Origin of the sequence: Caldifermentibacillus hisashii (genome assembly GCF_039654145.1) — a bacterium.
Lineage (GTDB): Bacteria > Bacillota > Bacilli > Bacillales > Caldibacillaceae > Caldifermentibacillus > Caldifermentibacillus hisashii.
This window is the reverse complement of sequence record NZ_CP155467.1, coordinates 204,995-219,399: the sequence shown is the minus strand read 5'-3', so window position 1 is coordinate 219,399 and position 14,405 is coordinate 204,995. Positions and strand designations below refer to the sequence as shown.

Below are 14,405 nucleotides of genomic sequence, written 5' to 3'. Positions count from 1 at the left end.
ATTCACAGGTGGATATGTGAATAAGTCAAATGCAGCGTCTCCTTTCCACAAAGGGCAGTGAAAAAAACCCATTTTGTGAAGGCAGGATACGTATGCCCTTTTTTGGAGAAAAATAGCCATTTTATTTTTATTAAATTTAAAAATCTGGAAGAAAAGGCAAAAAACGAGATAATTAATTTTCCAGAGCCTCGCTCAAGGGTATATTTTTTATTTTGGCAGAGGCTCTGAATAATATAAGTACCTCCAACTGTTAATGCACCGGCATTAAAAAAACCGAAAGCGGTGGCCATAACCGTACCTGTATAAGCACCTAGCTTTTTGCTACCAAATCTTATCCCATAATAATCCGCAATCGTCCAACCTTTCAATCTCCTTAATGGTTTTGTCCATATTAAGGCGCCTAAAACCATGCAAGTTCCCAGACCAGCCATGGTTGCCGTACCTTCGAACCCTCCGGATGTATAACCTGAACCAACCGCAGCAAAAAAGAACGGTGCTGCCAATAAGGCGGCCACAAGGCTTCCTGTTACAACAGGAAGTGGCATACTCCATCCGGCAACAATCAAATCTTCTGCACTTTTAATTCTTTTGTAGCCTTTAAAACCGATATAGTAGATAAAGAGAATATAAATAAAAAATATGAATATATTCAATTTGTAATTCCTCCAAGAAAAATTTAACCGTTCATAACAACTCCACCATTTGGGCCGATAATTTGTCCGGTGTAAAAGTCAGCATGTTTTGAAGCTAAAAAAACAACCGTTTTTGCAATTTCCTCGGGCTTTGCCAGCCTTTTTAAAGGATACTTTGCTGATTCTTCTTCTACATAATTTTCTCCAAAAGCTTCCAACAAACTTGTCAGCGTCCCGCTTGGCGCAACTGCATTTACTAATATATTTGGGGCAAGTTCACGGGCCAAAGCTTTTGTAAAAGCATTAATGCCGCCCTTTGCTGCTGAATAGTGTGTATATTCTTCACAACCTAAACTGCCTAAATCAGAAGAAATATTAATGATTTTCCCTTGATTTAATTTTTTCATCCGCTTTACTGCTTCACGGGCATTATAAAATGTCCCGTAAAGGTGAACTTTAATCATTCTGTCCCAATCTTCATCTGACATCTCTACAATCGATGAAGAATAAGCAATCCCGGCATTGTTTACCAACACATCGATCTGATCAAAGTACTGATCAACTTTTTGATACATTTTTTCTACATCCGACGAAGAAGAAACATCAAAATGACCTGATATTGCCTGTACACTCATTTTTTCAGCTTCTAAACGCACAGCCTCAGCTTCGTTTTCATCGCCAAAGTAATTGATAAATACATTGGCTCCTTCTTTTGCAAATTCCAATACGATGGCCTTGCCTATTCCTCGGCTTCCACCGGTTACAACGACATTTTTCCCCTTAAGTAGTAAATCCATTATTTTTCCTCCAACTTAAATTCTTTGATAAGTACTTGCAATTGTTCCGATACTTTTCCTAGTTCAGTAGAAGTATCTTCAATGGTTTCCATCGATTGTAATTGTTTTTTTGTAGACATCGTAACGTTTTTAGAATACTCAGCTGATTGTTCCGCCATTTGTTCCATATCACTAACTGACGCTGCAACTTCCTCAGTAGCTGCCGACATTTGTTGAGAAGCAGCCGAAATTTCTTGAATTTGTGCTGCCACTGCTTCGATTGAAGATAAAATTCGGCCAAAAAGTTTACCGGCTTCATTCGTATATGTATGCCCGATATTTACATTTTCTTTTCCTTTAGCCGTCGCTTCTACTGATGCTTTGGAGTCCTCAAGAATAATTTGAATAAGCTGAGAAATTTCACCGGCTGAATTTGCCGATTGTTCCGCAAGTTTTCTCACTTCTTCTGCCACAACAGCAAAACCTTTACCATGTTCCCCGGCCCGAGCAGCTTCAATTGCAGCATTTAAAGCAAGCAGATTTGTTTGATCAGCCACTTCCGTAATGAAGTTAACAAACTCAATTATTCGTTTTGAATTATTGTTTAATCTGCCGATGGTCTCTTCAATTAGATCGACAGACTGGCTGATTAAATTCATTTGATTGATAAGATTTTGAACAACCTCATTTCCCTTTTTCGCCTCATTTGAGACTTGCGCAGAATTATCAGCAACACTTGAAGCTGATTCCGCAATTTTTTGGATACCTTGTGCAGATTCATCAATTGCCTGAGCACATTCTTTTGTTGTTTTTAAAGTCGCTTCTGAACTACCCGCCACTTTTTCTATTTCATTAGATACCATATTGGAAAATTGAAATGCCTCATTTGAATTGGCAGATAATTGTTCGGAAGACTCAGCAAGTTGATTGGACGTATTGCGAATATTTGTGATCATTCGTTGCAAATTATGAATCATTTTTTGAATAGAGAACGATAACTTACCAATTTCATCATCTGTTGCATTAAATTGTACTGAAGACAGATCACCTTTAGCCACTTTATCAGCTGCAGATACTAGTTTATTTAACGGTTTAAAAAGCCGTGAAATCGTAAATTGCAATGCTAATAAAAGAATGACTAAACCGGCAATCGCTACAATCACTTGTTTGATAATCGCATTTAATAGGATTTGATTAATATAGTCTGCAGAATAATCGATTCCAATCACTCCGAATATTTCACCTGCACTGTCTTTTAAAGGAACAAATACAGTTCTCCAGCTACCGTACGGGTCTTCAAATATCGGGGTAACCTCTGCTTGACCACTTTTGATAGCAGCTTTTGCTGTTGTTAAATGAACTTCTGCAAGATTATCAAATTTTTCCCCGGCTTTATAAATCTCATTTAAATTACTTGTAAAACCAATTGTGAAGACATCGTCTCCGTCTATTTTCCATATATAGCTCCAACTCATTGTTCCTTGTTGTTTTAAGATCTTATCGAGTAATTTCTGATTTTCGATAAAAATCTTGTCTTTGCTGTTTTTGACTTTTTCTAATTTTGAAAGGTCTTTCGGATCTAATTGCATCGCCGTTAAAATACCAACGCTCTTTAATTCCTTTTCTAAATCATTATCTAGTGTTTGGTATACTTGATGAATTTGTAATACAGTTAATACCGCAAAAATAAAGATGATGAAAATTGATATTGTAAAAAACAACTTGTTTTTTAATGATTTTTTTACAAATTTCATAACCAACCTTCCCCGTATATAAATTTAAAAACACCACTTAAGATTGATTTTTTATTATCTGTATAAAACTAGTTAGAAATGGGAGGTACCCCCTAATTTCTGAAAAACATACTGAATAGGGAGACTTTTCGAGATGACCTTGGATAAGGGGTAAGAAACAACGGGAAACTAGCAATCATAGCTATAGCTTTAATTACTTTCAAAAGTCTGTACCCCCCGCTTGTTTTAAGTTAATCCTCCGGTGGATCAAGTGAAAATCATGCTGTCAGTAGCTGCTTCCAAAGTGATCATAGTCAAAGTCCTTTTTATACGCAATAACATTATATTTCCAAAGAATCTTCTCTTAATGTCAACTATCTACATTAAAATCACCGGTTCTTTTGACCTATATATCCTCTGATAAAATTTCAATTTACGCCGCGTTAAAAAGTGAATATTAGCTTGCAAGCTTGTTGGGAATATAAAAAGGAAATTATTGCATGTCGCGCATCCCACATTTTGACAATTTTTCCCATATCTATTTAATTTATCGACACTTTATCTAAATACTTTAGTTTTTATTATTTTAGAAAAGAATCTCGTTTACGGATCTGAATATTTACGATACTAAGCTATAGAGGAATATGTTGGAAGGAGGTGACAAAACTTTAAGACCCATCTTACGAATCGAAACAGCCATAACATGCAGTTTGTAACAGTAAGTAAACATACATTCTTTATTTTATTATATACACTATCAAAATCAGCTTCATCAATTGAAAAAGCAACATGAGTGTATGACTGACTTATTTCATCTCGAGGAATATTTCTCTCTAAATTTAGTGCCAACCACATGCCATTCAAATCAAAATATGCAGTACTTCTCCCTTTAACCAGTAATTTAGCATCAAATACATCTTGGTAAAACTATGGATTTTTCCAAATCAGAAACTGAAAATAGAAAATGATTAAGACCTTTCACAAACAACTATATCACCTCAATTTAATTATCATATAAAATGGCTTTTTTTGAATTCCAATCTCCTTAAATAGTCGCTATACTAGCCAGACTCCTTCGTATCGTTCCGGCCGTGTGGATCTTCCATTCAGGAGATTGTGTTGATCTAGAATTTGACTAAAAAAGACGTCATCTTAATAAAAAAAGCTACCATTTGTTGAAAAATTCTATTGTTTATTTTCAGGTTTTAATTTCATCATTGCACCAAAATATTGTGAAGCAGTCGTAAAAGAGATAAAAGCACATAGCTCACTTATTTCCTCTTCATTGAAATATTCCTTCAAAACATCAAAAGTTGAATCCGCTATCTCACCCTTTTGGTATAAAAAGACTTCCGCAAATCCTACTGCAACAGATGTTTTTTCATCAAACTGGGCAGGATCCGGTTTTCCTTTGGCCTTACAATACTCACAACCGTTCCTTTGAGCTAATGTTCTCCTTACTTGTTCCTTTAATTTAGCTGTTAGTTTTCCATCTTTTTCCAACACGTCGCCTAACTGACTCCATCTTACCATTACATCCTGATTATGCCCCAATAGTCTTTGAAAAGGTGTTTCCCCGAAATTAGATTCAACAATTCTTGCCATACAAGTCCCTCCCTGTTATATTTAATGTAAATTAATTATATAAAACAAAAAAATTAATTTACATTAAATTTATAACACTTATCAAATGAACTCTTTACAATATTAACAATTATAGGAGGAAAACTTTAAAAATGAAAATAGATGAGATTGATAAAAAAATTATAGATGAATTATGTAACAACAGTCGTTTATCCATGAGTGAGCTTGGCAGAAGAGTGAATCTTTCCTCCCCATCAGTTACGGAACGAGTAAGGCAAATGGAATCATTTGGAATTATAAAAAAATATACGATAGAAGTTGATTATGAGAAATTAGATTTACCCATCCAGTGCATTATTGAAGCAACGGTTAGAAATGGTGACTATAAGTCTTTTAAGGACTATATAGATAAACTTCCAAACGTAGAATTTTGTTATCGAATCGCAGGTTGTGCTTGTTATATGTTAAAAATGCAGTTTGAAACTTTCGCAGACGCTGAAAAATTTATTGATGAAGTAAGCCCAATTGCACAAACTGTAACCCATTTTATTTTTTCACAAGTTCCGACAAAGTTAAAATTTAATATGGATTGAAAAATTTTAGCTATATAAAAGGAACTTTAGTTTTTACATGAAGGCCAAGTATAGTTTGCATAATGATGACTTTTGCAGCAGGCAACAGAGTAACCATGCTTCGTTCATTCTATATAGGCATTTCTTTTTCTTTTTTAACTGACATAGGGCCCTTAAACCCTTATTACCGTAACAATTAAATGGCTACATCTGTCTTTCCTATTTAACAAATTACGGCGAGGCACAGGCATTACCACTATGCCTCTTCTACATTTTTAAATTGGTTATAAAACATATGATAATAGCTGCCACGGCGTGCCATTAGTTCATCATGGTTGCCTTGTTCAATAATTTGCCCGTGGTCGATCACCATGATGTTATCAGCGTCGCGAATCGTATTGAGGCGGTGGGCGATGATAAAACTTGTCCGGCCCTCCATAATCGAAAGGAGCGCATCCTGGATATACCGTTCTGTCCGTGTATCAATACTGCTCGTAGCCTCATCCAATATAAGCAAAGCCGGTTTTGCTAGAAAAACCCTTGCGATTGCCAAAAGCTGGCGCTGCCCCTGACTCAAGTTGCCACCGTTTTCCGACAAAACGGTTTCATATTTATCTGGCATCCGGTTGATGAAAATATCCGCATGGGCGAGCCTTGCTGCTTCTTCAACTTCCTCATCCGTTGCCTCAGGATTTCCGTATTTGATATTTTCCTTGATGGTGCCTGAAAATAAATACGTATCCTGAAGGACAAAACCAAAACTTCTTCTCAGACTGTCTCGTGTATATGCCCGGATATCCTTGCCATCAATGAAAATCCGGCCTTCCGTGACATCATAAAACCTGGTTAAAAGGTTTACAATCGTCGTTTTTCCGGCTCCGGTAGGCCCGACCAGCGCTGTACGCGTTCCCGGCTTTGCCTCAAAGCTGATATTTTTTATAATCGGCACATCCTCGCGATACCCAAAGCTGACATGTTCAAACACAACATGGCCTTTTGGATCTTGGAGCGTGGCGGCATCTTTCGAATCGTCCGGTTCTTCTTTTTCATCCAGTATCTCAAATACCCGCTCAGCTCCGGCAACCCCTGACTGAAGGACGTTAAAAATATTCGCCAAATTATTGAGCGGCTGCACAAACTGTCGGGAATATGTCAGGAAACTCGCGATTACGCCAACGGTAATCATATTGTTCAAAGCCAGAACCCCGCCGACAACTGCAATCATCGCAAAGCCAAAGTTGTTAATCACGTTCATGAGCGGCATAAGAAACCCGGTCCAAATTTGCGCCCTCAGCCCGACCTTAAGTAAGGACTGATTCACCTCTTCAAACTCCTGGATTGCCTTTTCTTCATGGTTAAAAGCTTTGACTACCTCTATCCCTGAAATCGTTTCTTCAATATGCCCGTTTAGCCGACCGAGTTCCGCTTGGTTATTTTTAAACAGCACTGAAGTTCGCTTGGCAATCGTTCGTGTCAGCAAAAACACAAGCGGAACCGTACACAGACTTGCGATCGTTAAAACCGGGCTTAAAATAATCATCATGATTAGTGTCCCGACTAGGGCAATGACCCCCGACATAAGTTGCGTCGTCGATTGAGAAATCGTATTGCTAACGTTGTCAATGTCATTCGACAAGCGGCTCATCAATTCACCGTGGGTTCTGGCGTCAAAAAAAGCAACCGGGAGTTTTTGCAGTTTTTGAAACAGATGACTACGCAAACGCCGTACAATCCGTTGCGAAACACCGGCCATCAGCCAGCCTTGTAAAAAAGTCAACACAGCGTCTGCGATATAAGCCGCTGCAAGAACAAAAATCATGATTTCCAGTAGGTTAAAATTAACCTTTCTACCCGGTGACATGGCGTCAACGGCTCTACCGATGAAATAGGGAATGCACAATGTAAGTATAGAGTCCGCCACAATAAATACAAGAATGATAGACAGCCAGTTTCTTTCTTTGCCAAAATAGGCCCAAAGCCTGTTTAACGTCCCTTTAAAATTCTTTGGTTTCTCGGCCGGCCCTCTGAACCGTGCTGCTCCTCCCCCGCCCGGACGGCCCATCGGCAAAATAGGCGCCGGTGCCTGATTTCCTTTATATCCGTTCGTTTTTCCCGCCATCTTACAATACTTCCTTACCGATTTGCGATTGGTAAATTTCTTGATAAACCCGGCATTTTTCAAGAAGCTCCTCATGCGTTCCCAAGCCTGCAACTTCCCCTTCATCCAATACGATAATTTTGTCCGTGTCCATCACAGAAGTAATGCGCTGGGCAATCAAAAGGCATGTTAGCCCTTTCGCATACTTCTTCAACGCTGCTTTGATCCGCATCTCTGTTGCAACATCCACCGCACTTGTACTATCGTCAAGAATGAGGATTTCCGGATGTCTCACCAATGCGCGGGCAATCGAGATGCGCTGCTTCTGTCCCCCGGAAAAGTTGACGCCGCTCTGCCCAATCATCGTATCGTAGCCTTCAGGTGCGTCTGAAATAAAGTCATGTGCTTCAGCCAGTCTCGCAGCCTGTTCGATCTCATCCATCCCCGCCCGTTCATTTCCCCATTGGATATTTTCACGGACACTGCCGGTAAAAAGAATGTTTTTCTGCGGAACGATCGCGATTTTTTCACGCAGATCATGCGGGTGAAAACGTCGGACATCAACACCATCCACTTTAAGGGTTCCACCCGTTACATCGTAAAAGCGAGGAATGAGATTCACCAGTGTGCTTTTTCCTGATCCGGTTGAGCCGATAATGCCGACAGTTTCACCCGGATAAATGGTAAACGTGATATTTTTCAAAACCGCATCCTGCACCTGTCCGGTATAGGAAAATGTGACATTTTCAAAATCAATTCTCCCTCTTTCACCTGTTACTTCATGTTTCAGGCTGTTCCAGGAGGTGTTTTCTTCTACGGCAAATACTTCCCCGATCCGAAAAGTGGAGGCTCTTGCCCGGACAAACATGTTAAACACCATGGAAATCATCATTAGCGAGGTTGAAATTTGCGTCATATAATTGATAAAAGCAATAATATGACCGACTTGCATCGTTCCATTGTTAACCCCGAAGCCACCCATCCATAAAATGGCGACAATGCCGAAATTGACCGTAAGCAGGATCGCCGGGCTGAAGATAGACATCATCCGGATGGAAGACGTCGAGCGTTCTTGCAGGTGGCGGTTTGCCACGCTGAACTTTTCCACTTCAAATTGAAACCGGTTAAAAGCTTTCACGACACGGACACCGGATAAATATTCTCTCATGATGCCGTTCACGCGGTCCAGCGCTTTTTGCACTTTCATAAACAGCGGAAAACCCAGTCTCATGTTCGTTATAATAAAAATGATAACAATCGGTACAACAACTGCCAGCACCACAGAAAGCTGCGGGTCAAGCCGGACTGCCATAATTAAAGCGCCAATTGCCAATAGCGGGGCTTTGACAAAAATTCGCATTAAGCCGTTGATAAAGTTCTGTACCTGGGTGACGTCATTGGTGAGCCTTGTAATAAGTGAAGCCCGGTCAAATTCATTAATGCTTTGGAAAGAAAGCGTCTGGATTTTCCGGAACAAATCCGACCGTAATTCGGCCCCAAAGTTTTGTGACACGATGCTTGCGAGTATGCTCCTTAATGAAGCGGCAACCGCTCCGCACGCAGTGATCAATAACATCAAGCCACCCATCTTTAACACGTACTCCATGTTTTTGTGTGCCACGCCGACATCAATGATTTTCGACATCATCATCGGCTGCATCAAATCGCAGAGCGCTTCACATATTAAAAAGAAAACAGCCGTACAAAAGAGTATCCAGTATTTTTTGACATACTTTTTTAAAAATTGCATCGTTCATTCCACCTTTTATCTTTGCGGAAATCATTTTTGCCTACGCTTTTTTATCCATCTGATGATCGTCATTTGATAAATCCTTTAAATTGTCAGCCAATCGCTGTAAAAATCCAATAAACATTTCCTGCTCGTCTTCTGAAAATCTGCTTAACCCATTACTCAACTGTTGGTGATATTCATATGGTTGAGTGGCAAGACTCAGGACTTCCTATTACCAAACAGGCGGAACAGTTAGGATTCAATCGTCCAAGCCTTTATTATAAACCGGTTGAGCCTTCAGCTGAAGAAGGTGCCATCAAACATCAGTTTGATGAAGTCTATAAAAAATATCCATTTTTAGGTCCCGTAGGATAACAGCACCGTTTTCCCAAAGAAGGAGTGAATATCAATAGCAAAAGAGTTCAACGTCATATGTGAGAAATGGGTATCCAAGCTGTTTATCCTGGTACAAATTTAAGTAAACGGAATCTACACTTCAACATCGAATTTTATAATCACAAGCACCCTCAGCAATCGCTTGATTTTAAAACGTCATCATCTATCTTTTTTAATAAAGCAGGTTCGTCATTACCCCTCCCATCTTTGAAAAACTATCTTTTATGTGCCTAGACCTGTCAAGGAAAATTACGCCCTTGACAGAAACTACAACATAAAATGTTGGGTTGGCTAGATGGGAAGGAGCAAAATCAATGCACCTTAAATTTGCAAAAAAGTTGTCTTGACAATGGGGTCTAATTTAAACATAAAATAATATTGTGGTAATTGCTTTTTTATATTTTTTCAACTTTTACTACTCTAATTTTTGCTGGTACTGATTCTTGTATTTCATAGTACCAAATTTTTACCTTATCTCCATTTTCAATATTCTTTATAGATGAACTATTACTTATATATAACTTAGAAACATTATATTTTCCTATAATTTCATCAATTAAAAGGTCTTTAGCATCCTCTTTAGTAAAGTTAGTATCTTCAACAAGATAGACGTTACCTTTATTAATTACTATTATACCTTCTTTTGTTACAGCTCCTTCTATAACTTTAGTTTGCTGACTTAGATCCCCAAGATACCAAAACATAGCCAAAACTATTAATGAGATGAGTATTGTTATTATTCTTTTCATAAAGTTCTCCTTTCTTGTTGATTATCTAATAAGGTAAAACTTCACATCATTCTTTCCTTTTATCCATTTTTTTCATCGCTTTTTGAATTGAAGATTCATATGGAGGGTACTTAGTTTTTATTAATGGGGCAGAAAATTGATGTCCTAAACCTTTGATTAAATCTTTCATATAATCAACACGATTTTTTAGAAAGTAAAAACAAACCTCATCATTACTATTTCTAGAAATTTTTGCGATATACATTGGTATGTGGTCATAAGGATATATTTATTTTACTCAACTTTCGCAGTTAAAAATTTATTTTAGATACTTGAAATAACTAGGTTTATCCTAAATAAAATTTCTGCTTGATTTTTTGATGAAAGCATAAAAAAGGCACCTCTTCTCATTGGCAAAATATAGGTGACTGAACCAAATTACGAAAGAAAAATGTCACCTATATGATAACGAATAAAGATTACTTCACGCAACTTCCAAAAGAAATAAAAAAAGCATTTTTGGAATTAAACATTAAATATCATTTAAGGAAAGTTAATATCGTAAATTTCCACTTTATTCCAGATTGTGATTTTTAAAATAAGTAGGCATCCAATGGGCCTGCCTTTATTCTCCAGTATTATTACGATAACAACTGTCATATAAGCAGCTGCCAATGACATCTAATCATATTGAGCGTATGTACCATCCTTTGAATTAGTTACGCAGATATTCTTGGAAGTAAAAAATCAATTTAACCTGCGTTGTATCAAGGGTTCTAGGAATTATCTGGGAAATTAAATAATTAAGACTAATAAGTTTTATACTAATATAAAAAACTCCCAAGAAGGGAGTTAGATTGAATATATATTTATTGTGTAGCCCTTATAAAGTCATAAACCGGTTTTATCATTTTAGGTCCACCATTGAAGGTCTGTCCATCAGTAAAGGAATATCCACCTCTATGAACACCAACAATTTCATTTGCATTATTTAACAATGCCGAGCCGGATTGACCATTAAAAGTATCTAATTGATAGAATGCTAGACTAGTATCCTCTCTCTCCACAGATCCAGACATTCCCCATTGAGAATATGTTCCTGTATTACTGATTTTATCGGAGGGATACCCATATACCTTAATTGTTTGATTTGCAATATTGGTTACTTGTTTTATTGGAAGGTAACCAGCAACATCACCAGCATTATTGCCATAATATGGGGCTAATTTTAGAACAGCAAAGTCTTGAGCGGAATCTCCTGTGTTAATCCAATGGCTAGTCACAAAGTAATCTACTACTTCATAAGCTCCATACCTGTAATGATTGTTATTTAATCCTGGAAATACATAAGCACCTCTAATTCCTTGGTGTGTATCAGGATCAACTACACAATGTCCATTTGTTAAAACAGTGTCTTTCCCAATTAATGTCCCCGTACACCATCCCCACCCATCAGCCCATTCTAACTCTATGTAAGAGATTTGTTTAAAAGGGGACACGGTTGCATCTTCTACGACTCTACGACCATCTTGTCCAATGACAACGTAAGGAGTAAATAATTGTTGAATTGCTTCACTAGGGACTGAGGAATCTAAAATTTTATAGGGTTTATATTTTTTGTAATTTGGCAGCTTTCTTTCTGGTAGAATTTTACCATTTCCATTATAATTTTCATTCATTTTGACAGATGAAGATGCATTTAATTTCTTCATATAATCTTCATACTTGATGACTTCTCCTTTGGAATTCACCATGTCATAAGGATGGGAGTCGTTTTGGCTGTCGAATTCATCAGCAAAAGCAGTCAAAGGAATCAATAGAAAAACCACTAACAACAGAGTGCTAAAGTAATATTTTTTCATAATTTCCTCCCTCTATTAATTTACGTATAGTCAAAAGTTTTTATTTTAAATAGGTTAACAATCAGTGATTTATAAAGAGATTAAAAAAAGGCTTGCTACCCCCTAAAATCTATGGTTAATTGTGGTTACCACACACAAAATCACTAAGATTGGAGTGAACAATTCTGTAACCCTCAATTATTAACCTATTTATTTGAATTTATCAAGTACCAAGGTGGGATAATCAAAATTTTACAGACTCGATTAATCGTTAAGGGAATGTTTGATAAACCCGAAGAAAAAAACGATAAACAAGCCCTACCAAAAATTCAGGCGGATGAGCTTCCGCTTGTTGAAACTCCTAAAAAACTTGATTATCAAGAACTGCTTAATAATGTTCTAGAAGAAACCAATGAGGATCCTGTTTCGACTGAATATCGGCAGCTTAAACAAATTATTGAGCGCCTAAACCGGACCTTCAAAGGGAATTACAATGCTACTTATGGCTTTGGTTCTAAAAGGGAACTGTATGAATTGTATCCTATGTGACTTTATTTGTGGCATATTTTAATTTCCTCAGGCACATGCCTTACTCGAGAATAAAGTACCTGTCATGACCCCAGAGCTTTTCCAAATTGCCACATATGTATGCACGCTAGACAAAAATATTGAGCCAGCTCTCAACAATCGCTTCAAGAAAAACAAACCGCCCAAATTTATCTTTCGTTGAGCCCTTGAGAGGCTTGAGCTTCAAACTAGCCATTTGGGAAGGGAACCTTGACATACCTTAATGACCGATAATTTAAAATTCCATGAAAGAAGACGCATTTATCATGCCTATTTTTAGTTCCCCTCTCCCTTGTTAACCTATCCTATACCATTGGCATGTTTGTCAAGGGCAAATGGCTGCAGTTAACCAGCATGTTTCAGAATAAAACTTGTCTGCTTATCCGTTTTTCATAGAACTTTTGACATTATCAATTTAATATATCGTTTAATTATTTATTTGTGTAAAAATTACTCATTTATTATTTATCTTGTCTATAACAAGTATATCACGTTCAAATCGGTGGATAAACCAGAAAATTTCGACATATACTGCAAAAAATCAACACCTTTTCCATATGTTTACAAATACCCTTATCTGGTTGTAATCAAAACCACCCGTTCTCACGGGTGGTTTGTTCTTCGGCTGAAATCCTTTGTTACTGGCCAACCCTAAAAAGGGCACTGACGGTTCGCCAACCGCACTACTCCCCAACCTAACCCTAAAGGGTTCTTTCTATTTCCTCTTGTTCTTCTTCTTCCTTTCTTCACAAGTGAACAGATCAATAAATTCCTCCATACTTAATTGATCCGCAACTATATCATCTTGTATTTGATTTCGTATATATTCTTCTATTACCTTCTTGTTTCTACCTACTGTATCCACATAAAATCCTCTACACCAATATTTATTTTAACACCAAGAGGGGCATTTTTTAATACCTTGCTGAAAGCTTTCCTGAATCCTACGTCTAGCGTAGGGTTTTCTTTTATACAAAAAATTGCATCGTTCATTCCACCTTTTATCTTTGCGGAAATCATTTTTGCCTACGCTTTTTTATCCATCTGAGGATCGTCTTTTGACAAATCCTTTAAATTGTCAGCTAGTCGCTGTAAAAATCCAATAAACATTTCCTGTTCCTCTTCTGAAAATCTGCTTAATCCATTACTCAACTGTTGGTGATAAGCTGTTTTTGCTTCCCGAATGATTTTTTCTCCTTTTTCGGTAAGGGACACCATTTTCACACGGCCATCTTGGACTGATGTCACGCGACGAGCATATCCCCATTTTTCAAGCCGGTCGATCATTTGCGAGACCGTGCTCATACTGACGTTGAAATGTTCGGCAAGGCTTCCCATCGTGCACTGCCCGGACCTGCCGACATGCCGTAACAGTACCCATTGTAAACGAGTAACCTTCTTATCTTCATTTGCCAACCGTCCTTCCCGAAGATACCGGTTAATATACCGCCAATGCGTAAGGAACTGGTCAATTTTACTATCTTCCATGATGGTACGCCTCCTGACTAATAATACTTTAGTTAGTTTACTAAAATATTTTGGGGTTGTAAAGATGAGTGCACAAAAACGTTTTCTTTTATTTTTTATCTATAAAACTTGTTACTACTGTTCCGTTAAGAGCATGGGTTATAATTTACTCCTTTCTATAATTCTTTGCTTTGATGGTTTAATGTATCTAAAATATGAAAATTTAGTTTGTTCACAGTAAAAATGCTATAATATTTGTAATATGTTTTAAGTGGCCAT

Annotated in this window: 11 protein-coding genes and 3 pseudogenes; 3 read left to right on the top strand and 11 right to left on the bottom strand. The window is 37.6% G+C overall.

Features of this window, described 5'->3' with window-relative positions; all coding sequences use genetic code 11:
• Nucleotides 1-2: 2 nt before the first annotated feature.
• The 5 genes and pseudogenes from NSQ14_RS01135 to NSQ14_RS01115 all read right to left on the bottom strand — a co-directional run bounded on the left by NSQ14_RS01135 (nt 3) and on the right by NSQ14_RS01115 (nt 4,746).
• Entirely contained in the window at nt 3-653 is a 651-nt protein-coding gene (locus NSQ14_RS01135; RefSeq protein ID WP_346216768.1) for a hypothetical protein, read from the bottom strand.
• Nucleotides 654-676: 23 nt separating this feature from the next.
• A complete protein-coding gene (locus tag NSQ14_RS01130; RefSeq protein ID WP_034767179.1) occupies nt 677-1,429 on the bottom strand; it encodes an SDR family NAD(P)-dependent oxidoreductase in 753 nt (250 codons plus the stop codon).
• Nucleotides 1,429-3,162: a methyl-accepting chemotaxis protein gene (locus tag NSQ14_RS01125; protein ID WP_346216767.1), complete on the bottom strand. Its 1,734-nt coding sequence runs from the start codon at nt 3,160-3,162 to the stop codon at nt 1,429-1,431. The genes NSQ14_RS01130 and NSQ14_RS01125 overlap by 1 nt, the downstream gene beginning before the upstream one ends.
• Nucleotides 3,163-3,897: 735 nt before the next feature.
• A pseudogene (locus NSQ14_RS01120) lies at nt 3,898-4,129 on the bottom strand (VOC family protein); the annotation flags it as partial.
• 197 nt (nt 4,130-4,326) lie between these two features.
• Nucleotides 4,327-4,746, bottom strand: a complete 420-nt coding sequence (locus tag NSQ14_RS01115) for a carboxymuconolactone decarboxylase family protein (RefSeq protein ID WP_034767174.1) — start codon at nt 4,744-4,746, stop codon at nt 4,327-4,329.
• Between the two features lie 131 nt (nt 4,747-4,877).
• Between NSQ14_RS01115 and NSQ14_RS01110 the strand changes: the two genes are divergently transcribed.
• A complete protein-coding gene (locus tag NSQ14_RS01110) occupies nt 4,878-5,318 on the top strand; it encodes an Lrp/AsnC family transcriptional regulator (protein ID WP_346216766.1) in 441 nt (146 codons plus the stop codon).
• Between the two features lie 235 nt (nt 5,319-5,553).
• Here NSQ14_RS01110 and NSQ14_RS01105 read toward each other — a convergent pair whose 3' ends face one another.
• Nucleotides 5,554-7,416, bottom strand: coding sequence for an ABC transporter ATP-binding protein (locus tag NSQ14_RS01105; protein ID WP_041846957.1), 1,863 nt, complete (start codon nt 7,414-7,416; stop codon nt 5,554-5,556).
• A 1-nt stretch (nt 7,417) separates the two neighbouring features.
• Nucleotides 7,418-9,145, bottom strand: coding sequence for an ABC transporter ATP-binding protein (locus NSQ14_RS01100; RefSeq protein ID WP_041846958.1), 1,728 nt, complete (start codon nt 9,143-9,145; stop codon nt 7,418-7,420).
• A 183-nt stretch (nt 9,146-9,328) separates the two neighbouring features.
• Here NSQ14_RS01100 and NSQ14_RS01095 point away from each other — a divergent pair, with 183 nt between their 5' ends.
• On the top strand, nt 9,329-9,502 hold the full coding sequence (locus tag NSQ14_RS01095) for a hypothetical protein (protein WP_156103129.1): 174 nt from the start codon (nt 9,329-9,331) through the stop codon (nt 9,500-9,502).
• Between the two features lie 416 nt (nt 9,503-9,918).
• Here the strand turns inward: NSQ14_RS01095 and NSQ14_RS01090 are convergent, their stop codons facing one another.
• Both NSQ14_RS01090 and NSQ14_RS01085 read right to left on the bottom strand, forming a co-directional pair.
• Entirely contained in the window at nt 9,919-10,272 is a 354-nt protein-coding gene (locus tag NSQ14_RS01090; RefSeq protein ID WP_034767169.1) for a DUF3221 domain-containing protein, read from the bottom strand.
• Between the two features lie 848 nt (nt 10,273-11,120).
• Nucleotides 11,121-12,113, bottom strand: coding sequence for a trypsin-like serine peptidase (locus tag NSQ14_RS01085; RefSeq protein WP_034767166.1), 993 nt, complete (start codon nt 12,111-12,113; stop codon nt 11,121-11,123).
• A gap of 381 nt (nt 12,114-12,494) precedes the next feature.
• Here NSQ14_RS01085 and NSQ14_RS01080 point away from each other — a divergent pair.
• Nucleotides 12,495-12,751 (top strand): annotated as a pseudogene (locus tag NSQ14_RS01080) (DDE-type integrase/transposase/recombinase); the annotation flags it as partial.
• Between the two features lie 623 nt (nt 12,752-13,374).
• Here the strand turns inward: NSQ14_RS01080 and NSQ14_RS01075 are convergent.
• Nucleotides 13,375-13,548, bottom strand: a pseudogene (locus NSQ14_RS01075) (IS200/IS605 family transposase); the annotation flags it as partial.
• 137 nt (nt 13,549-13,685) lie between these two features.
• Entirely contained in the window at nt 13,686-14,147 is a 462-nt protein-coding gene (locus tag NSQ14_RS01070) for a MarR family winged helix-turn-helix transcriptional regulator (RefSeq protein WP_034767162.1), read from the bottom strand.
• Between the last annotated feature and the right edge of the window lie 258 nt (nt 14,148-14,405).